Source organism: Sorangium sp. So ce145, from assembly GCF_051525985.1.
Taxonomy (GTDB): Bacteria; Myxococcota_A; Polyangia; order Polyangiales; family Polyangiaceae; genus Sorangium; species Sorangium cellulosum_B.
The window spans coordinates 1712588-1733955 of the sequence record NZ_CP150315.1; the positions used below are offsets into that span (position 1 = coordinate 1712588).

Genomic DNA, 21368 nt, shown 5'->3' on the forward strand with positions numbered 1-21368 from the left:
CATGAAGACACCCAGACTCCTTCTCGCCCTCTTCCTCCTTTGCGCCTCCTGCAGCGCCTGCAGACCGGACGAGAGGCTGGCTCCGGTGGGCCACGGCGGCTCGGCGCCGGGCGACGCAGGCGCCGAGCCGGACGCCACCGAGGGCGGCGCCGAGGGCGACCTGTTCGCCCGGCTCCCGGAGATCGCGCCGACGGCCACCGGGCGGCGGGGGGCGGCGGCGACGGTCGATCTCCGCGGGACGCTGGCCGCCATCGAGATCCTGAAGCGAGGGGGGAACGCCGTCGACGCCGCGGTCGCCGCGGCGGGCGTGCTCGGCGTGACCGACCCGTTCTCCTGCGGTATCGGCGGCGGCGGCTTCATGCTCGTCTACCTGGCCGGCGAGGACGAGGTGATCGCCCTGGATCACCGGGAGACGGCGCCGTCCCGGCTCGAGGCGAGGTCCTTTTATGAAGACGGGGCGCCGATCGCGTTCAACGAGCTCGTCACGAGCGGCCTGTCGGTCGGCGTGCCCGGCACGGTGCGGGGCTGGAGCGAGGCGCTCCGCCGCCATGGAACGCTCGGGCTCGGAGACGTGCTGAAGCGGGCCATCCAGGTCGCCGAGGCGGGGTTCGACGTCGACCAGACCTTCCTCGACCAGACCCGCCGCAACCTCGCCCGATTCCAGGCGATCACGAGCAGCAAAGCGCTCTTCCTGGGGCCCGGCGGCGAGCCGTGGCCCGTGGGCACGATCTTCAAGAACCCGGATCTGGCCGGCACCTACCGGCTCATCGCCGAGGGCGGAGAGAAGGCGTTCTACGAAGGGCGGGTCGCCGAGGCGATCGTCGCCGCGGTGAAGTCGCCTCCGGTCGAGCCCGGGAGCGCGCTCGACGTCCGGGCGGGGGTCATCGAGCTCTCGGACCTCCAGGGCTACGAGGCCCGCGTCCGCCCCGCGCTCTCGACGACGTACCGCGACTACACCCTCTACGGCCTGGGCCTCCCGAGCAGCGGCGGGATCGCCGTCGCGGAGGCGCTGAACCTGCTCGAGGGGTACGACCCGGCGACGCTCACGCCGGTCGAGGTGCTGCACCGCTATCTCGGCGCCTCCCGGCTCGCGTTCGCGGATCGAGGCGCCTTCCTCGGCGATCCCGAGTTCGTGGACGCCCCCGTCAAGGGGCTGCTCTCGAAGGACTACGCCGACGCGCGGCGCGCCCTCATCGACCTCGCCGAGGCCCCTTCGGCGGCGGCGCCGCCGGGCGATCCCTACGCATTCCAGAGCGATCCGAGCCCCGCGCCCGGCCGCGCCCCGGCGGCGAGCGGCGGGGACGCCGGCCCGAGGGACGCTTCCGACAACGAGACGACGCACATCACGGTCAGCGACGCCGCCGGGAACATCGTCTCCTATACCTGCACCATCGAGTACGAGGGCGGCAATGGCATCGTCGTCCCAGGGTACGGCTTCCTGCTGAACAACGAGCTCACCGACTTCAACATCCCGCCCGACCCGAGCTCGCCGCACCCCAACGCGGTCGAGCCGGGCAAGCGCCCGCGCAGCAGCATGAGCCCCACGATCGTCTTCAAGGACGGCAAGCCCGTGCTCGCGCTCGGCTCGCCAGGCGGGTCCACCATCATCACCACGGTGCTGCAGATCCTCGTCGGCCATATCGATCTGGGCCTCCCCATTGACAGCGCGCTCGCGGCGCCGCGCCTGTCGCAGCGCAACTCGGGCGACGGCGCCACCGACGCGGAGACCGCGTTCCTGAGCGCCCCGGAGGCCGAGGGGCTCGCGTCCCTGGGCCACGTCCTCTCCGACGCGGGCACGATGGGAGGCGAGATCGGCGCGGCCACCGCCCTGCGCTTCAACGGCGATGGGACCGTGACCGCGGTCGCCGAGCCGGTCCGGCGCCACGGCGGGAGCGCGATGGTCGAGCAGGAGCGGTGAGTCCCCTCGAAATGAGGCGATTTGTCAGGGCGCCGGGGGCCACGCGCCGATCTGCGCCAGCGCGGTGAACCAGTCCTCGAGGTGCCACGTCCGCGCGATCCGGCCCTCCCGCAGCGCATGAAAATCGTGGCACGGGATGCTGATCTCCCGCCCGCTCGGCGCTACCCCCAGAAAAGCGTCTCGATGGGTCCCCGTGAGGACAGACCGGACCGCGGCCCGGCCTGGCTCCTGGAGGATGTCCAGCACCGTGAGCTTCACGTCGGGAAAGGCCTTGAAGAACGCGCGCAGGATGGGCTTGATGCTCTCCGGGCCTACCCCTTGACCGGGGGGCAGCGGGATGTCCTCCCAGTCCTGGGTCACCGCCTCGTCGATGAGCTCCGGCCGCCGCTCGCTGAAGGCGCGGTAGAACGTCAGCAAGGCCGCGCGCTCCGCCAGGGCCGCGGCCGTGGCAGGGGCGATCGGAATGACGGCATCGATGTTCGCCATGGTTGCCTCTTCTCCGTCGGGTGTGACGGCGGACTGACCCCCCGGACAGCAAGGGCGTGCCGCTTCGCAATGCGCGCGCCAGCGGGCGGCCATCGTGCCCGCCGGCGCACCTCCTCGCCGCTCGTCCGAACGAGGCGCACAGCGCGCCGCCCTGGGGAGAGCGGCAGGGCGAGGCATGCCGCACGCGCCGGTGCTGCCGCAGCAGCAGTCGATAAGTAACGCTGATGCTTTAGCAGCAGCGGCCATCGCTTCCCCCAATGGATCGCTGACGCTGATTCCGTCCACGCATAATCCATTGCGGTCGCTCGGCATGGCTGTCGGTGAAGCAGGGCCGAAATCTGCACGACAGGTCCAGACTACAAATCAGTGTGTCGAGACGCCGGGGGCGGCGAGCGGCAGCAGGCTGTGCGGCACGTTCCTTGTTTACCTGGTCGCGAGTCGAGCGAAGGTGTCGGCGCCCTCGGTAGTCCGGGGAGCGGTGATTGGCTCCGCGCGCCGCTTTGGGTCGCTCGCCGTGGCAGCATTTCGACGCTCGCTGTTCGAGCGCTGCGTCGACACGCCTGCTCCGGGGAAATGGCACTATGAAGGCTCAGATCGTCGATGTTGTCAGCTTCATGCCGGAGCGCCGGGTCGTGAACGAGCCGCCCGAGGGCAGCTCCGAGGACGCGCTGGCGGACAACGCCTTCTTCAGCGGGGTTCACGAGCGGAGGTTCGCGTCGCCGGATTACCTCTCCGAGGACCTCGGCGTGCGCGCCGTCGAGCGGCTCCTCGAGAGGACAGGGATCCTCCCCGAGACGATCGATCTCCTCGTGTGCTCCTGCATCTTCTCCGACACGTTCTGGCCGGGCATCGGCCCCGCGATCCAGCACCGCGTCGGCGCCCGGCAGGCGACGATCCTCAACATCGACACGAGCTGCTCCTCGTACCTGTCGGGGCTCAACACGGCCCGCGCCTTCATCGAGTCGGGCCAGTACAAGCGCGTCGTCGTCGTGACGGTGACGAACTTCATCTCTCGCCTGCCCGAGTTCCAGAAGTCCCGCAGGTCGTCCGTGCTCGGCGACGGCGCCTCGGCCACGCTCGTGGCGCCCGGCGCGGCGTCGATCCTGGCCCGGTACGAGCGCTCCCACGGCGAGCACTACGGCCTGTTCCGCTTCGAGCCCGACGTCGTCGACGGGCAGTTCAAGAACTACTGGGAGCGCGGCTGCGGCCCGATCACGGTCAATTTCTCGAGGGACATGGTCGAGGCGATCCGCACGAACGCGCTCGGGCTCGTTCCTGACGCGGTGGGGCGGTGCCTCGCGGAGGCCCGGCTGTCGCCGAGCGACGTCGACCTCCTCGTCACCCACCAGCCGAACGAGACGTTTCTCAAGGAGTGGCGCGCCCGGATAGGGATCCTCCCTCCGCGCACGCACGACACCCTGGCGCGTTATGGCAACCTGTTCCAGGGCTCGATTCCGGTCACGCTGGCGGACGCGCTGGAGAGCGGCCGCATCCGGCGCGGCGATATCGTCGCGCTCGGGACATTCTCGAACGGCGGAGACTTCGTGAGCTCGATGGTGCTGCGCTGGCAGTAGTCGCCCGAGGTCCACACACGGAAGGTACACGCTGTATGAAGTTGGCCGACGCGTTGGTCCAGATGCTGAGGGATTGGGACGTTCGATACGTCTTCGGGGTGAGCGGCGCGAACATCGAGCACCTGCACGACGCCATCCATCGGCACGGGCAGGGGAGGCTGGTCTCCGTCCTGGCGAGGACGGAGACGGGCGCCGCGTTCATGGCGGACTGCAGGGCGAGGGTCCACAGGCGCCTCTCGGTCTGCTGCGCGACGTCGGGCGGGGGGATGCTCAACCTGGCTGTCGGGATCGCCGAGTCCTACGCCGAGGCGGTCCCCGTCCTCGCGATCGTCGGCCAGCCCCCGACGTCGCTCGAGGGGCGGGGGGCGTTCCAGGACTCGTCGGGCATCGGCAACTGCGTCGATGCCGTCCTGCTCTGGCGCTCGATCTCGAAGTACGTCGGAAAGATCAGGAGCCCACACGACTTCTGGCCGATGCTGCGCGATGCGGTCGTGGCGGCGACGTCGGGCCGGCAGGGCCCGGCCGTCCTCCTCGTGCCCCGGGACCTCTATGAGCAAGAGGTCGGCCCGCCCCCGGTCGACTGGCCTCCGGATCTGCCGAGCTTCTGCAGGTCGCGGCCGATCGGGATCGGCGAGGTGATGCCGCTGCTCGAGGCCATCCGCAGCGCGCGCCGCCCGTTGCTCCTCATCGGTCAGGGGGCGCGCCGCTCCGATGACGCCGGCGCGGTCGAGGCGTTCGCGCGCGCGGTCGGTCTGCCCGTGGTCACCACGATGTCGGCCCGCGCCGATTTTCCGAACGACGACCCGCTGTATCTGGGGACCGTCGGCGCCGCGGGACACCCGTCGGCGCACGCGTACCTGCGCGACGAGGCGGATCTCATCATCGCCGCGGGCGCGACGCTCGACGTCATGACGCGCGCCGCGGTCGAGAAGAGCTTCAAGGACAAGCGCTTCGCCGTCATCGACGTCGATCCCGAGGCGATCCACCGCATCCTTCAGCCCGAGATGACCCTGTATGCGGACGTCGGCCGCGCCTTTCGCGCGCTGCTCGATCTCCTGGAGAGGCGCCCGATGGCACCGCTCCCTCCGATCGAAGGGTACACGCGGCGCTGCTACGAGCCCCGCCTCGCGCCGGCCATTCCGGGCGATGACCCTGGCGCCACGGGGCCCGACACGCTCCTGCAGAGCGAAGCCCTCGCCATCCTGGCGGGGTACCTGCCGGCGAAGGGCCACGTCGTGCTCGACGCGGGCAACTGCGCCGCCGCGGCCATGCACTACCTCCCCGTCCCGGAGGGCTCGACATCGACGATCGCGCTCGGGATGGGGGGAATGGGCTACTCGATCCCCGGCGCCATCGGCGCGCAGCTCGGCTCGGAGCCCGGGACGCGGACGACGGTCATCTGCGGCGACGGCTCGTTCCTGATGCTCGGCCTGGAGGTGCACACGGCCGTCGATCTCGGCCTGCCCATCCTGTTCGTCGTGTTCAACAACGCGATGCACGGGATGTGCGTCACGCGTCAACAGCTCCTCTTCGAGTCCCGGATCGAGGCCGTTCGTTATCCGGAGGTCGATTTCGCGGCGCTCGCGGGCGGGCTCGCCCCGGGCGGCCGGCTCTGGGTGGGCTCCGCGTCCACGCCGCAGGAGCTGCGCGACCGCCTGAGCGACTATCACGACAACCACCGCGACGTGCCTGGCGTGCTCGACCTGCGGCTCTTGCGCGAGGAGATCCCGCCGTTCGCGCCGTTCCTCGGGGCGGACGCGCCGACGATACCGACGTCGGCGTTCGCGGCATGACCGCGCCCGGAGGCGTCATCGCGCGGCGATCTCGAGCGAGCTCGTGCCCCCTGGAGTCGCGAGCGGTCGTGTCGTGTCCGATGGCCTCGATGGATCGAATCGTGTTGATGTTGAGTGATGTCCATTGTTGTTGTTCGAGGTCCAGTCATCATTGGTTGATTGCCGGCGCTGGAGTCGGCGACCTGAGGAGGCTTTGATGGTTCTGCGTGGTTCCGTGAGTTCCCTGGTGCTCGCTTCCATTTTCACCGCCGGTTGCGCCGTGGAGGCCGTCGATCCCGAGATCACCGCTGAAGCACGGCAGGAGATCCGGGGGTTCAGCGTCAGCTTGTCGAATGTCGTCGAGACGATCGGCCTGGAGCTCGTCCCGACCGACGAGGCAGATGCCCTGGTCCCGGACGAGTTCGTGCTCGCGGGCGAGGGAGGGCCCGTCACCCCCATCGTCGTGAGGACGTCGCACGCCGGCGGCATCTCGGTGAACGGCGGCACGCCCACGCCTGGCTCGGTCGTCCAGATCGGCCTCGCCGTCGCCCCGCCCGACGGGACCGGGGACGTCAACAGCTACACGCTCTGGTATTACACCGACCACGCGCTGCTCGCGTACAAGCTCCTTCAAGCCGGCTTCCTGGCTCAGTACGTGCCGTCGCTCGAGTACGATCTCGCGCTGTCGGGCGGCGTCGGCGACCTCCACGTGCGCGTGCCGTTCCCCGGCTTCCCTCGGCTGGTCGTCGACGGGACGGTCGCGGCGCCCAGCGGGCCCTCGGCGCCGTTCGTCGCCAACTGGTGGGTGTCCACATGGCGCGGCCCCGTCAAGCAGTCGACGGCGATCCCGGACCTCTTCTTCGGTGGCGCCGACGCCGCCCTCGAGACCCGCGCGCAGAGCCCGCTCGGGGCCCTGATCGGCGGCTCGACGGCGGAGTTCTCGGTGCTCGACAGCTACAACGAGTTCTCGACCGCCGAGGTCACCGTGGGGCTGTCGCCGTTCTAGAGCGGGGCGCAGGCCAGCGTACGACGTGATGTGATTGTGATGTCGAACTTGAAGGAGAGCACGATGACCGCACATGACGACAGAGGGCCGTGGAGCCGATCCGGGCTCGTGAAGAACGGGGTCTCCAGCAGGGAGATCCCCGGGCTGTACGTCTCCGAGGATCACTCCATCGAGGAGTGCGTGAAGCACCTGGAGGGGATCACCAAGCCGACGTACTCGCACGACGAGATCTTCGGCCAGTATTGCCACCTCGGCGAGTACATCCATGTCCCGGTCGAGGTGGCGTTCGAGTACGCGGCGAACGTCTACAGCCTGGAGGAGTGGACGTTCAGCCTGAGGAGCCTCCACCACATCGGCGGCGGCCTGTACAAGGGGAGGGAGTTCCTCGCGAAGGACACGTCGATCTACGTTCGAGCCGAGGCCTACCCGGACAGCCGCGTCGTCGATTACCCCTGCGCCTGGGACCAGGGAGACGAGCTGTGGATGCGGTATCACTTCCGCTTCGTCGACGCGAGGCCCACCATTCGCAAGCCGGGCACCATCGTGCTCTGGACCAACGTGAAGCACCCGTATTACGACAGGGCCACGGAGGATCTCCCCGACTACATCAGCAAGCCGCGCGCGCGGACGGACCGGGCCTGGGTCGGCGACATCTGGCCCCATTTCGACGCGATCCACAAGATCGAGATCGCCAACTTGAAGGCCATCCTGGAGCACCGGTACTCCAAGCTGTAGCGCCGCTCGCGTCTTTTGCTCACCGCGATGGCGAGGCCGGTCCCATCCCCGTGCGCTCCTCTGCTCGCGTTTCTTTGGCGGCCTCGCGACGGCCGCCGCGCGCGCCACCGGCGGTGGGCCGACGGCGGGCCGGCGGCCCTCACACCGTGATAGGAGATCTGTGAACTTCATGCATGAAAGGCGCGGTGTCTGGGCCGCGCGGCTGGCGGCGGCCGCCAGCGTGCTCCTCCCGACCTCGGCCTTTGCCACCGGCTCCGGCGTCCTGACAGGCACGGTCCTCGATTCGTCGACGAGGCAGCCAGCCGCCGACGTCGTCGTGACCGTGACCTCCCCCGCGCTCCAGGGAGAGCAGCTGGTCGTCACCGACCCTTCCGGCCAGTTCCGGATCCCGAACCTGCCGCCGGGCACGTACACGCTCCGGCTCGACAAGGACGCGTACCGGCCGTACAGCCGCGGCGGCATCGAGCTCCGCGTCGACAGCACCATCCGGGTCAACAGCGAGCTGCTCCCCGAGGCGCTGAAGGCCGAGGAGATCGTGGTCGTCGGCAGCGCGCCGATCGTGGATGTCGGCTCGAGCGCGACCGGCGTGAACGTCGGCTCGGAGTTCGCGAGCCGCATCCCGCTCATCCCCACGGGCGCGAAGGGCGCGGCGACCCGCTCGTTCGAGGCGCTCGCCGACGTGGCGCCCGGCGCGAGCGCCGACCGGTACGGCGTGTCGATCAGCGGGACGACGTCGCCGGAGAACCAGTATGTGATCGACGGCCTGTCGGTGAACAACCCGGCCTTCGGCGTCATCGGGACGCCGCTGTCCGTGGAGTTCATCAAGGAGGTCAAGGTGATCACCGGCGGGTACCTGCCGGAGTACGGCCGCGCCACCGGCGGCTACCTCGACGCGGTGACCAAATCGGGCTCGAACGAGCTTCACGGCGCGGTGTTCTTCAGCGTCACGCCGGGCCTCTTCGAGGCGTCGCAGACCGGGGTGCAGAGCGAGGCGAGCACGATCACGACCGACACCCGGCTGTCGTCGCTCCGGGACGCCGGCGTCGAGATCGGCGGCCCGATCCTGAGGGACAGGCTCTGGTTCTTCGCCGGCGTCTCGCCCTCGGCCGCGAGCTACCGCCTCGAGCGCGAGCTGCGCTTTGGCCGGTCCGACCCGATCCCCGGCACGCAGCGGGTCTACTACGCCACCCAGCAGAGCGTCCAGTACCTCGGCAAGCTCACCTTGTTGATCGACCCGGACAACACCGTGTCGCTGTCGGTCTACGGATCACCGACGACGTCGGGGGGCGACGGGAACTTCGGCATCAACCCGAAGGATGGCACCGTGGAGCTGAACAACAGCTCCAGCAACAACGTGATCAACGGCAGCTTCGGCGCCCTCGCGCACAGGTACGTGTCGAGCGCGACGGACGCCGCGGTCAAGTGGTCCTCGGCGTTCCAGAACAAGACGTACCTCCTCGACGTCACGCTCGGCGTCCACCACGAGGAGAACGCGATCCGCGCCGCCGACGGCTCGAGGATCGGGAGCGGCAAGGGGCTCTCCGACATCGCGCAGGTCCACTGGCAAAGGAGCGATCCCGGGTTCCACTCCATCAACGATTTCGAGCCCTCCGAGGCGACGCGCGATTGCGAGCCCGCGGGCACGCAGGCCGCCGAGCGGTGCCCCGTCGCGACGTACTTCAGCGGCGGGCCGGGGGCGCTCAGCGAGACGACCCTCGACCGGTACCAGGGCAAGGGCGTGTTCACGGGCCTGTTCACCGCCCTCGGCCACCACATCGTCAAGGCGGGCGTCGACCTGGAGCTGATGCGTTATGCGTCGTCCCGCGGCCACTCGGGGCGCAACGTCTTCGCCGAGACGACCGATGGGGGCGCGTTCACCGGCTTCCGTCGGCTGGGCTTCATCGCCAACCCGGACGACGCGGTGCCGCTCGACAGGTTCGAGACCGTCTCGAAGTCGACCACCATCGGCGGCTTCGTGCAGGACAGCTGGAGCATCCTCGACCGGGTCACGCTGAACGCGGGGGTCCGGTACGACGCGCAGCTGCTCTATGGAGGCGACGACAAGCTGGCGATAGCCCTCCCCAACCAGTGGTCGCCGCGCGTCGGCGTGATCTACGACTTCACCCAGGCCGGCCGCTCCAAGCTGTTCGTGAACTACGCGCGGTTCTACGAGAGCGTGCCGCTCAACATCATCGACCGCGCGTTCCCCGGCGAGCGGCAGGTCTTCACGCTTCACGCCGCGGCGGCGTGCGACCCTCGGGACCGCGCGCAGCAGCGCGGCGCGTGCGACCGGAACGAGAACCTGATCCCGACGAGCGCCCCGTACAGCCCCAACCAGAAGTGGCGTGTCATCGGGGGCGACGGAGGCATCGATCCGGACCTCGAGCCGCAGTCGACGGACGAGATCGTGCTCGGCGGCGAGCTCGAGATCTACCCCCGGCTGCGCGTGGGGGCGCAGTACACGAAGCGCTACCAGAACCAGGTCATCGAGGACATCAGCCGGGACGAGGCGCGGACGTACCTCATCGGCAACCCCGGCTACGGCGTCGCCAAGGATTTCCCGAAGCCGACCCGCGACTACGATGCGGTCACCATCCATGCCGAGAAGGCCTTCGCCGACGCGTGGCTCGCGCAGGCGAGCTACACGATCTCCTACCTGCGCGGCAACTGGGCCGGCCTCTTCCGCCCCGAGACCGGGCAGCTCGATCCGAACGTCAACTCGGACTTCGATCTGGTGTCGCTCCTGCCGAACCGCACCGGGCCGCTCCCCGGGGATCGGAGGCACCAGATCAAGGTCTTCGGCGCCAAGGACTTCACGATTCATCACCGCGTGATCGTCAGCGTGGGCGGGACGTACCGGTCCGCCTCCGGCGGGCCGACGAGCCACCTCGGCTCGCACCCGCTCTATGGCCCCGATCAGGTCTACATCCTCGAGCGCGGGAGCGGCGAGCGCCTCCCCTGGGCGCATTCCGTCGATGCCCACGTCGGCGTGGGCGTGCAGCTCGCCAAGGAGAGCACGCTGAGCGTCACGATCGATTCGTTCAACGTCTTCAATTTCCAGGCGGCGACAGCCGTGGACCAGCGGTACACGGTGGCCTCCGTCCTCCCGATCCCGAACGGGACGAAGGGCGATCTCGGCCAGCTCAGGAACGTCGACGGCTCGGCGTTCAACCCGGTCAACAAGAACCCGAACTTTGGAAAGCCTGTTGCGTATCAGGCGCCGCGCACGTTCAGGATCGGCGCCAAGGTGACCTTCTAGGGCGATGGCCCCGAGAGACACACGATTATGAGACGAATCCTCGGAACATCTCTCGCGCTTGCCGCGCTCTTCACGCTCGCCGCGTCCTGCGAGCAGCGGCGGGTCGCGTGCACCGCGGCGCACGGCGGCTTCGCGGCGAAGTACACGCTGAAGCCCGGCTCGAAGCGGGGCGAGGGCGCCTGCGACACGCTGAAGGGGGAGATCATCGGCCTCGAGAAGTACAACCCACGGCAGGCCGGGAACCCGCAGCGCCCTGATCCCACGAGGGCCCACCTCGCGGTCCGGGCGTCGGGGATCGCCTTTCCCGCCTTCGCGGCCCAGGGCGCGCAGGTGGAGCTCGGCCCGACCGTGCTCGACGCGCTCGGAGACTTCGCCTCCGTCGATCCCGATGACAACGACGTTTGCGCGATCCCCTCGTTCACGGAGTCCACGCTGAGCGTCCCGGCGTACGAGGAGCCACCGCCTCCCGGCGCGCCGGAGGGCACGCCGCCCGCGCAGCACCCGGCCGTCGAGATCAGCTATGCATGGAGCAACTTCCGCATCTACGTGACGGCCGCCTACCCGGGCACGCAGATCGTCGGCGATCTGACCTACACGCAGGACGGCTGCTCCGCGTCCTACAGCGTCGTGGGCCTCTATCCCGCGGTGGAGTGCGCGCCCGGCGGCGTGCCGGATCCGAGCCTCTGCGATCCGCACCCCGATCTGGCGAACGGCCGCGCGTTCGGCTCCGGGATCAACCCGGACTTCGCGGACCGCGTGACCTGCGACGCCGAGACAGGCCTCTGCGTGCTCACGTCACTCCCGGAGGAGCTGCGATAACGCCGCTCGCTTGCGACTTTGCGTCTTCGCGTCTTTGCGTTGAAATCTCTCGCCGGATCCCTGGCGGGCGGAGCTCGTGGAGGGCAGCGCGCGGCGCCCCGCTGGACTCGCTCCAGCGGGGCGCGCTCCTCACTTCACGCCAACGACGAACGAATCCGACCCGATGAGCTTCTCCGCGCGGACGTCGCGGAAGCCTTGCTCGCGAAGCCAGCCCGCGCAATCGGCGCTCGTGTAATCGAACCCCTCGGGCGTCTCGAGGAGGATGGTGAGGCTCATCATGAACCCGGCCACGTTCTCGCGGCGCTCGTCGTCGATCATCGCGTCGTAGACGACGAGCACGCCCCCCTCGGAGAGCGCGTCGTACGCCTTCTTGATGAAGCCCCGTTTGTCCGCGAGCTTCCACCCGTGGAGGATGTGACCCATGGTGATCACGTCCACCTTGGGAATCGGGTCCTTGAAGAGATCGAACACCTGGAAGCGCAGCCGATCCGCGAGCCCGTGCTCTCGGACATAGTCCTCGAAGACCGGCTGCACGGGCGGCAGATCGAGCCCGATGCCCGTCACCTGCGGGTGGGCCAGCGCGACCTGGACGGGCAAGCCGCCCTGGGCCGTGCCGACATCCGCGAACGTCTTGTAGCGATCCCACGGGAACTTCGCCGCGAGCGCCCGCGCCGACGGCAGGCTGAGCCCCGTCATCGCCTGCGTGAACTCACGATATTTCTCGGGGGTCTTGGAGAGCCACGTGAAGATGTCCTCGCGCGCCCCGATCTCGTTCTGCGGCGCGCCCGTGCGCAGCGCCTCGCTGAGCGAGCCCCAGATCCCGTAGAGCCGCGCGTTCGACATCTCCAGCATCCCGCCGATGTACGATTTCTTGGTCTTGTCCAGGTAGAGGTCCGCCTCTCGTGTGTTCGAGTACCGGCCGTCCTCCCGCCGCAGCAGGCGGAGCGCCACCAGCGCGTCGAAGAAATCGCGCGCCGCGCGGGGGTGGATGCCGATCCGCTCGCGCAGCGTCTGCCAATCGAGCGGCTCTCTCGCGAGCGCCGTGAACACGCCGAGCTCGACGGCGCTGAGCAGCGTCTTCGATTCGGCGTAAGCCATTCCCAGCCGTACAATCGCGTTGTGATCGATCTCTTGCGTCATATGGATCACCTGTGTTCGTGCTTCGGGGGCACACCAATGTATTGCATATAAGGATCACAGGCGCTCTCGAAAAGTCGGGATCATTGCTGTCATTTCTTCGCGACTCTCGCCCTCTGGGCCCTCGGTTCGCGAGGTGGCGAGCAGACGCGGTCGTGTCTGCGCAGTTCAACTGGATTCACGCGAGTCGAATCCGCTCTGGAGGCTGTATGAGGTTGAGTAGACTGGTTCATGTGGGCTGGATTGTCGTCGCCGCGCTGGCGTACGGCGCCTGCCGGGAAGACGATGCTTCGAGCCCGGCGCCCTCCGCCGCCGCGCCGGCCTGCGCTCACGTCGACGCCGAGCTCGAGGCCAGCTTCGACGCGCTGGCCAGGCTGGTCGCCGCCGAGACCTACCGCGCCGAGCAGTTCGCGAACGAGGACGCGTTCGTCGCGAGCATGCAGGCGATCGTCGATGACCTGAAGGCCCAGGCGCAGCAGTTCAACGAGGGGCAAAGGACCCACAGGATCGAGCCGTGGGAGTGGAAGGTCGAGAGCGGCGACGCGGCCGAGCCCAGGTACTACTGGGTCTTCGGGTTCCGTCTTGGCAATGGGCCCCGGAAGATCTCCCTGAACACGCACTTCGATACGGTGTCTCCGGGGGACACCGACGTGTGGGAGCCGTTCGTGCTGACGAAATCGAGGGGCGAGACCAAGCACGGCGGCGAGCAGGAGCTGTGGGTCGGCCGCGGCGCCATCGACGACAAGGGGCCGGCGCTGGCGACGTTCCTCGTGCTCAAGGACATCGCCCGGGCCTACGACGGCAGTCCCCTGCTCGACGACATCACGGTGGAGCTCATCTTCGACACCACCGAGGAGATCGGCGCCATGTCGATGCGGCGCTACCGCGAGGAGAACGCCGGGGAGGCGGCGGACCTCGAGATCATCTTCGACACGTTCTGGGCCGTGCGCGCGGAGAAGGGCATCGAGCGCCCCGTGTTCACGGTCCCGCGCGAGGCGCCGCCCACGGCGGGCGTGTGGATCGACTCGCTGAACACCCCCTCCGGCCCCGTCAACCAGCTCCCCGACCGGGCCGAGGCGATCCTCCGCGGCGATTCACCCGCGGCGCTCGAGGAGCTCGCCCTGCGCATCGAGGCGGACTACGCCGATCATCCGTTCGACGATCCGTCGTACAGGCGGGCCGAGCTCACGGTCGACACGTCCGGCCTGCCGGACGCGCTCAAGCTGACGACCCTGGTGGCGGGCGCGCAGCACGCGTCCGTGCCCCAGGAGAACCGCGCGAACGGCGCCAATCCGCTCGTGTCGCTCACCAATTTCCTGGGCGCGCTCGCGGAGGAGCAGGTCCTCGCCGACAACGACGTCGCCCGGATGTGCCGGTTCATCAAGTCCACCTGGGGCACGAAGACATTCGGGGAAACTCACCCCGAGCTGCTCGAGCGCCACGACGAGGTGTTCACCGAGGGCAACGGCACCACCTATGCGCTGACCCGGCTGTACACCGAGCCGTCGCCCGGGGCGATCACGCTCCACCTCGACGTCCGGTACGCGATAGGCCACCACGGCCAGCCGTGGGACGGGGAGAGCGAGGGGCTCCTGTGCGGAGACGCGAGCGAGTTCGCCGGTATCTTCGGGCAGATCGTCGACGAGTTCAACGCCACCTCCGGCGGCGCGCCGATCACGTTCGAGACCGTCACCCGGGTTGCGCCGGACATCCGCCGGGTCGACGGCCCCACCTTCAGCCGGATCAGCCGCGCGTTCGAGGAGGTGACCGGCAAGCCGGCGCCCGCGGTGGCCATGGGCGCAGGCACCGACGCCAAGGCGTACGTGAAGGCGATCGCCGCGGGCGCGCTATTCGACACCACCTTCGGCGCCCCGGTCAATTACCATGGAATCAGGGAGGCCGCGCCGGTCCGCGATCTCGCGCTGAGCACCAAGATCCTCTGCGGCGTCGTCGAACAGGAGATCAAGCAAGCGAAGGAGCAGCACCCGGAGCCGGTCGCTGGCGTGTGCGAGGCCTCCTCCGCGCGCAAGCGCTCCTCCGCCGTGGACGACGGCCACGACCATTGACGGCGCACCGCCAGGAGAGCGGCGCCGTCACGCCGCTCTCCCTCACTGGAACGACGCGGCGAAGGTGGCGACCGTCGTCTCCGGCTTGCCGAGCTCCTTCCAGGTCGCCTCCGCCTGGAACGGCTCCGGCGCGTTGTTGATCGCGTCGGAGATGTGCCAGACGTAGTTGAACGTCGGAGAGAACAGCCCGAGCACCTTGAAGATCCCGAGCGGCGCCGCCCCCACGGCGAGCTTCTCCTTCGTGTAGTGCTTGGCGAACTGCTCCGCCGCCTCCTTGATGGTGAGCGGCTCGGGCCCCTGCACGACGTACTCTCGCGACGCGTCGCCGGGCAGCGCGAGGGCGCGCGCGACCTGCTTGCCGTAGTCGCGCGCCGAGATCCAGTACGCCTTCTCGCGCGCGCTGCCGGCGAGGTTGATCCGGCTGCCCTGGCGGCTCCGGTAGGGGATCGACTCGATGAAATTCGACGGGAAGAAGACCGTGCTCGGGATCCCGCTCTCCTTCAGGATCGAGAGCGCCTCCCGCTTCATGTCGAAGACCCACCAGCGGAAGCCGTCGTATCGGTGCAGCAGCGAAGACAGGTAGGCGATCCGCTTGATGCCCGCCTCGCGCGCGGCGGCGACGATGTTCTTCATGCCCTCCGACTCGACGCGCCACGCGCTCGCCGATGCGGTGATCGGCACCGCCAGGCTCACATAGACGATGTCGTGCCCGCGGAAGGCCGCCGTCAATCCCTTCACGTCGCTCACGTCGCCGGCGACGAGCGTCACGCCCGCCGGCAGCCGCTTGCTCGCGCGGGTCGCCTCGGGGTCGCGGACGAGGGCGGTCACGGCGAAATCGGCGGCGACGAGCTCCTGGGTCACGGGCGCGCCGAGCATGCCGGTGCTCCCAATCACGACGATGCGAGGAGAAGCGCTGCTCATGAAGATCTCTCCTGAGGTCTCGGGGGTACAGCGGTACCCATGAACGGTCGTCTCGGCGCGCGGCGCTGACTGCACGCCGCGCCGGGTCCGCTCCGGCCCGCCGGCGGGGGCCGGAGCGCCGGACATGCGCCGATCTGTAGCGGCCAGGCGCTGGCGCATCCATGCGATTTTGGCTCGATCCCTTTCGAGATCGTCCACCGCGGCGGCGGATTGATGGACCGTCTCGGGTCCTCTATCCTGGCGTGGATCGCATGGACCTCCTCAGCGAGATCGTCGGCGAGCTCCGCCTCGAGAGCGTGTCGTACTGGCGGCTGGAGCTCACGGCGCCCTGGGCGCTCCGCTTCCCGGCCGGCGGGCGGGGCATCCACATCGTCACGCGCGGGAGCTGCTGGCTCGAGGTCGATGGAGGGCGGGCGCCCGCCGCCGTCGCGAGCGGCGATCTCGTCGTGATGCCGAGCGGCCGCGGGCACGTGCTCCGCGACGCGCGCGGGCCGCGTAAAGCGAGCCTTATCGAGGAGCTCGTCCGGGGCGCGTCGCCGGGGCGCGCGATCGAGCACGGCGGGGCCGGCCTGCCGACCACCATCGTGTGCGGGCAGTTCCGCTTCGGCACCCTCGGGCACCCCGCGCTCGAGGCGCTGCCGCCGGTGCTCCACCTGCGCGGCGACGAGCGGATCGGCCCCTTCATCCAGGCGCACACGCAGTGCATCGCCGCCGAGGTCAGCGCGCCGGCCGAGGGCGCGGCGATCGTGACGGCGCGCCTCTCGGACGTCCTGCTCGTGCAGGCGCTGCGCGCGTACCTCCGCGACGTGCCCGCCGACGAGCGGGGGTGGCTGCGCGGCCTCGCCGATCCGCAGATCGGGCGCGCGCTCGCGCGGATGCACCGGAGTCCGGAGCTCGACTGGTCGGTGCCCGCGCTGGCGCAGGAGGCCGGCATGTCGCGGGCGGCGTTCTCCGCGCGCTTCTCCGAGCAGATGGGCGTGTCGCCTGGCAAATACCTCGCGGACTGGCGCATGTACCGCGCGAAGGTCCTCTTGCGATCCGGGCCGGCCCTGGTGGCGGAGGTCGCCGCGGCGGTCGGCTATCGCTCGGAGGCCGCGTTCTCGTTTGCCTTCAAGCGGCTCGTGGGCTCGTCGCCGTCGGCCTACCGGGACGACCATCGCGCCGCCAATGTTGCAACTGCAACACGCGAACAGCAGCCGCTGCTGCGCCCGCAGCAGTCGCGCCTCGATCGCGGCGCCCTCGGTCGCCGTCTTGGCGTGCGGCTGAAGCGGCGTCTCCCGTGATCGGCGGCCGCCGGCCTCGGCGCGGAACTTGATAAGTCGAGGCCGCCGGCGGGGGAGCGTGGCAGTCCTGGCGCGCCGCGGAGGGCCGGAGCCGTCGCGTCCGCGAGCTCCCGCCTCGATCGGAGGAGCAGAACTCTCATGGCCACCCGTGATGTCGAGAAGACGCCGCTCACTCCCTACCAGTGGCGGCTCCTCGCGTTTCTGAGCGTCGCCTCGTTCTTCGAGGGCTATGACCGACTGGCGATCACGCAGATCCTGCCGAACCTCGGCGCGGAGATGGGGCTCTCCGCGAAGGGGGAAGGGCTCCTCATCGGGGTCATCAGCTTTGGCTCGATGCTCGCCTTCCTCCTCGTCCGCAAGGCGGACCACTGGGGCCGGCGGCGGCTCCTGACGATCACCATCGCGGGCTACACCTTGTTCTCCCTGCTCACGGGCCTGGCGCCGAACGTCTTCGTGTTCGCCGGCTGCCAGCTCCTCGCGCGCGTCTTCCTCGTCGCCGAGTACGCGGTCAGCGTGGTCTACGCGGCCGAGGAGTTCCCGAAGGACCGGCGCGGGCTGGCGATCGGCCTCATCGAGGCGTTCTCCAGCCTGGGCACCATCACGTGCGCCGGGCTCGTCCCGCTGTTCCTCTCGACCCCTCTCGGGTGGCGGACCATCTACTTCGTCGGCGCCATCCCCCTCGTGCTCGTCGCGCTGGCCCGGCGTGGCCTCCGCGAGACAGCGCGGTTCGAGCGGCTCGCGCTCGAGCGGAGGCACGAGGAAGCGCAGCCGTTCACGCGCATCCTCAGCTCCGAGTACCGCGGGAGGATGCTGAAGCTCGCGCTGATCTGGGGGCTGATGTTCGTCTGCGTCCAGAACGCCGTCACGTTCTGGAAGACGTTCGCCACCCGCGAGCGCGGGCTCACCGACGGTCAGGTGGGCACCAGCATCATGATCGCAGCGATCGTCGCCATGCCGTTCGTCTTCACGTCGGGGAAGCTGCTCGACGCCGTGGGCCGCCGCAAGGGCGCGGTGATCGCCTTCGCGCTCGCGTCCGCCGGCGTGTTCGGCGGGTACTCGCTCCGCTCGCACGCGGGGCTCACGGCCGCGCTGGCGCTGTGCATCTTCGGCGGGAGCGCCGTGCTCCCCGTGCTGAACGCGTACACGACCGAGCTGTTCCCGACGCACCTCAGGAGCGACGCGCTCGCCTGGTCCAACAACCTGCTCGGCCGGACCGCGTACATGCTCTCCCCGGTCTTCCTGGGCATCGCGGCGGAGCGCGTCGGCTGGGGACCGGCCATGTCGGCGACGGTCATCTTTCCGCTGATCGCGCTGGGGCTCATCCTGTGGTTCCTCCCGGAGACGCGGGGCAAGGAGCTCGAGGAGACGGCGCGCGTCTGACTGCGCACCGCGCGCCGCGCTTTCCATCGAAGAGACGAAGAAGGAGCTTTGGCCATGAGCACGCACGATCTCAAGTCGCTGTATCGGGAGTACGTCGAGGCCGTCTGGCACCGGAGGAACGTCGCCGCGGCGGACGACTACTTCACCGACGACGTGGTCGACCACGCGGCGCCGCCGCAGCAGGGGCCTGGGCTCGCCGGGCTCAAGGCGACCTTCGCGATGTTCCTCGAGGCGTTCCCCGACTTCCACATCACGATAGAGGACCTGATCGCGGAGGGGGACAAGCTGGTCGCCCGCGTCTCCTTCACAGGCACGCACCGCGGCGCGTACCACGGCATCCCGGCGACGAACCGCGCGATCGCGTCCGGCGGAACGCACATCGTGCGTTACGTCGGCAAGAAGGTGGCCGAGCACTGGGCGCACAGCGACGATCTGCGCACACGACAGCAGCTGGGTCTCCTCCCGGCGCCCGGGCAATAGGCCTCGACCATGTGCGCCGCGCTGGATGCCCTCGGCGTCCGTGATGGCGATCATGTCGCTGGTGACCGCCGAGCTGGATCGGCCGGGCCCGGGGAGCGAGGAGCTGGTGCACCACCTGTTCGACGCCCTGCTCCTGTAGATCCTGCGCGCGTGGGCGGACGGCGGATGACTCTGCCCTGGGCTCGACATCCGAACGCACCCGTGCGTCGCTCCTTCAGGCTTGCTGTGCGTTGTTGCTGCGCACATCCTTTGCTTCCCTGCTACATGCCTCCCTTCCAACTGCCTTCGACCTCCATGAGCTCCCGGTCGCGGAGCTCGCGCGCCTGGTCCCCGCGCGATCGCTGGCGCTGCGGAGATGGCATCTCCACTCGAGGCCGCGCGCTCCGGCTGCAGGCCTACCAGCGCCTGCCCGCCCGAATGCCACAAGAGCCGCGGCCGCGAACCTCATGGCGAAGATCCGGGGGCGCCGGGAAATCATCGCGACCGACAGGGACCAGATGCGTGCCTGCTGCAAATTTCTACTGGAGATTCCGTCTGCTCTCGTGGTAGGGTGATCCTGCTCGGGGGAGACGCCCTGCTGGCAGGTGGAAGAGGGGGAGTCGTGCTCATGCGCGATGGCACGGCTGCGCCATGTCCGCTGAATCGGATCGAGGGGGGCAACGATGCTTCGGAAGAAGATTCTGCTGGTCGACGATTCTCGGACCATCCTGCGTATCGAGCAGGTGGCGCCGAGCAAGCACTGAAGATCGTCTTCCGGACGAGCGACGGCGCCACCTCGATCCAGCCTCTGTGAGCCGCATGAACAGCGATCGCGACGAGCTGCTCCAGACGTTCACGCCGGAGGCGCACGAGCTCCTCGACGAGATCGAGCGCGCGCTGCTGCAACTCGAGACCGGCCGCGACGCTCACGAGGTCCTCCAGCGCGTCTTCCGCGCCACCCATACGCTCAAGGGGAGCGCCGGCTCGGTAGGCCTCGGCGGCTTGAGCGATCTCGGGCACGCCGCCGAGGACGTCATCGAGGCGCTCTGCCGCGGCGAGGTCTCGCTCTCGACGCCCGTGGTCTCGCTGCTGCTCGAGACGGTGGACGCAGCCCGCCGGCTCGTTGCCGAGGTCGAGCGGGGGCGGGCCGAGCGCAGCACCTCGTACAGAGAGGTCGTCGCGCGCCTGGAGGAAGCGCGGCGCGGAGGGCTGAAGGCGAAGGAGGACGCGGGGGCGACGAGCGCGCGCCGCGCGACCGAGGACGACGCGGAGGGGGCGACCGGCATCAAGAGCATCCGTGTCGCCGTCGAGAAGCTGGATTGCATGGCGGATCTCATCGGAGAGCTCACCCTCGGCCGGAACAGGATCGCTCGGACGCTCCGCGCGGTGCGCGGCGACGCCGGCGCTGCGCTGCGCGACGAGATGGAGGAGCAAGATCGGCTCTGCAAGGAGCTGGAGGAGGCGGTGCGCGCCGCGCGCATGGTGCCGGTCGGCCCCTGGTTCCGGCACTACGAGCGCACGGTGCGCGATCTCGCCCACGCCCACGGCAGGCAGGCGCGCCTCCTCGTCGTGCACGGCGACGTCGAGGTGGACACGGCCGTGGTCGAGCGGTTCCGGGATGCCCTGACGCACATCCTGCGCAACGCGATCTGTCACGGCATCGAGCCGCCCGAGGCGCGGCGCGCCGCGGGCAAGGACCCCTGCGGCACGATCACCCTGCGCGCCGCGCACGAGCGGGGCGGCATCGCGCTCCGGATCTCCGACGACGGCGCCGGGATGAGCCGCGAGCGCATCGCCGCCCGCGTCTGCGCGCTGGGGAGGCACCCGGAGCCCGAGACGCTCCCCGATCATGAGCTCTTCAACCTCGTGTTCGAGCCCGGGTTCTCCACGGCGGCGGAGTCGTCCCTCCTGGCGGGGCGCGGCATGGGCATGGATGTCGTGCGGCGCAGCGTGGAGTCGATCCAGGGTACGATCCGGATCGAGAGCCGCGAAGGGCAGGGCACGTCGCTGTCGATCCAGCTCCCGCTCACCCTGGCCACCATCGAGGGGCTCTCCGTCGGGATCGGCGGCGAGCGGTACGTGATCCCGCTCCGCGCGGTGCTCGCCTGCTGCGATCTGCCCCGCGGCGCGCTCGCGCACGGCGGCGCCCGGGGGCTCATGATCCGGCGCGGACGCGCGCTGCCGTGCGTCCGCCTCCGGGCGCTCTTCGGGCTCGGCGGATCTCCCCCGCCGGATGAGCGCGTCGTCATCGTTGCGCACGACGGCTCCGAGGCCGGCCTCGTGGTCGACCTCCTCGACGGCGAGGGGCGCACGGTGGTCAAGCCGCTCGGCCAGCTGTTTCGGCGCGTCCGGGGCGTCACCGGCTCGACCATCCTCGGCGACGGCAGCGTGGCGATGATCCTCGACGTCGACGCGTTGCTCGGCGGCGTCCTTGGGGACCTCGGCCCGGTCGACGTCCCCGACGAACGCAGGGCAGCGCCATCGGCCGCCGGAGGCAGCCCAGGATGAGCCGGCGCCCCGGCGCGCAGGGCGCCCGCTCGCCGTCTCTCTCCA

The 21368-nt window shown here is 69.6% G+C and carries 15 protein-coding genes; 12 read left to right on the plus strand and 3 right to left on the minus strand.

The annotated features are described in order from the left end of the window. Position 1: 1 nt before the first annotated feature. Positions 2-1918, plus strand: coding sequence for a gamma-glutamyltransferase (gene ggt, locus WMF34_RS06460; RefSeq protein WP_437992746.1), 1917 nt, complete (start codon positions 2-4; stop codon positions 1916-1918). Between the two features lie 24 nt (positions 1919-1942). Here ggt and WMF34_RS06465 read toward each other — a convergent pair whose 3' ends face one another. Further along, a complete protein-coding gene (locus WMF34_RS06465; protein ID WP_437992747.1) occupies positions 1943-2404 on the minus strand; it encodes an ester cyclase in 462 nt (153 codons plus the stop codon). 581 nt (positions 2405-2985) lie between these two features. Between WMF34_RS06465 and WMF34_RS06470 the strand changes: the two genes are divergently transcribed. The 6 genes from WMF34_RS06470 (at position 2986) to WMF34_RS06495 (ending at position 11569) form a co-directional block, all read left to right on the plus strand. Next, the gene (locus WMF34_RS06470) at positions 2986-3978 is read left to right on the plus strand and encodes a 3-oxoacyl-ACP synthase III family protein (protein WP_012233847.1); all 993 of its coding nucleotides are present in this window, start codon (positions 2986-2988) and stop codon (positions 3976-3978) included. 35 nt (positions 3979-4013) lie between these two features. Further along, complete coding sequence (locus WMF34_RS06475) at positions 4014-5771, plus strand: thiamine pyrophosphate-binding protein (RefSeq protein ID WP_437992748.1); 1758 nt, start codon at positions 4014-4016, stop codon at positions 5769-5771. 226 nt (positions 5772-5997) lie between these two features. Continuing rightward, positions 5998-6756, plus strand: a complete 759-nt coding sequence (locus WMF34_RS06480; RefSeq protein WP_437992749.1) for a hypothetical protein — start codon at positions 5998-6000, stop codon at positions 6754-6756. Positions 6757-6819: 63 nt separating this feature from the next. Next, on the plus strand, positions 6820-7491 hold the full coding sequence (locus WMF34_RS06485; protein WP_437992750.1) for a hypothetical protein: 672 nt from the start codon (positions 6820-6822) through the stop codon (positions 7489-7491). A gap of 169 nt (positions 7492-7660) precedes the next feature. After that, on the plus strand, positions 7661-10750 hold the full coding sequence (locus WMF34_RS06490; RefSeq protein ID WP_437992751.1) for a TonB-dependent receptor: 3090 nt from the start codon (positions 7661-7663) through the stop codon (positions 10748-10750). A gap of 27 nt (positions 10751-10777) precedes the next feature. After that, on the plus strand, positions 10778-11569 hold the full coding sequence (locus WMF34_RS06495) for a hypothetical protein (RefSeq protein ID WP_437992752.1): 792 nt from the start codon (positions 10778-10780) through the stop codon (positions 11567-11569). Positions 11570-11698: 129 nt separating this feature from the next. Here the strand turns inward: WMF34_RS06495 and WMF34_RS06500 are convergent, their stop codons facing one another. Continuing rightward, positions 11699-12709: a methyltransferase gene (locus WMF34_RS06500; RefSeq protein ID WP_012233853.1), complete on the minus strand. Its 1011-nt coding sequence runs from the start codon at positions 12707-12709 to the stop codon at positions 11699-11701. Between the two features lie 230 nt (positions 12710-12939). On the opposite strand from WMF34_RS06500, the gene WMF34_RS06505 reads away from it, so the two are divergent. After that, the gene (locus tag WMF34_RS06505) at positions 12940-14772 is read left to right on the plus strand and encodes a M20/M25/M40 family metallo-hydrolase (RefSeq protein WP_437992753.1); all 1833 of its coding nucleotides are present in this window, start codon (positions 12940-12942) and stop codon (positions 14770-14772) included. A gap of 42 nt (positions 14773-14814) precedes the next feature. Here WMF34_RS06505 and WMF34_RS06510 read toward each other — a convergent pair whose 3' ends face one another. Beyond that, a complete protein-coding gene (locus tag WMF34_RS06510) occupies positions 14815-15693 on the minus strand; it encodes an SDR family oxidoreductase (protein WP_437992754.1) in 879 nt (292 codons plus the stop codon). A gap of 251 nt (positions 15694-15944) precedes the next feature. On the opposite strand from WMF34_RS06510, the gene WMF34_RS06515 reads away from it, so the two are divergent. From WMF34_RS06515 to WMF34_RS06530, 4 genes are all read left to right on the plus strand, one after another. Then, positions 15945-16976, plus strand: a complete 1032-nt coding sequence (locus WMF34_RS06515; RefSeq protein WP_162143974.1) for an AraC family transcriptional regulator — start codon at positions 15945-15947, stop codon at positions 16974-16976. A 138-nt stretch (positions 16977-17114) separates the two neighbouring features. Continuing rightward, entirely contained in the window at positions 17115-18356 is a 1242-nt protein-coding gene (locus WMF34_RS06520; protein ID WP_437992755.1) for an MFS transporter, read from the plus strand. A 54-nt stretch (positions 18357-18410) separates the two neighbouring features. Beyond that, positions 18411-18836, plus strand: coding sequence for an ester cyclase (locus WMF34_RS06525; RefSeq protein ID WP_012233858.1), 426 nt, complete (start codon positions 18411-18413; stop codon positions 18834-18836). Between the two features lie 798 nt (positions 18837-19634). Then, entirely contained in the window at positions 19635-21323 is a 1689-nt protein-coding gene (locus WMF34_RS06530) for a chemotaxis protein CheA (RefSeq protein ID WP_012233860.1), read from the plus strand. Positions 21324-21368 lie beyond the last annotated feature (45 nt).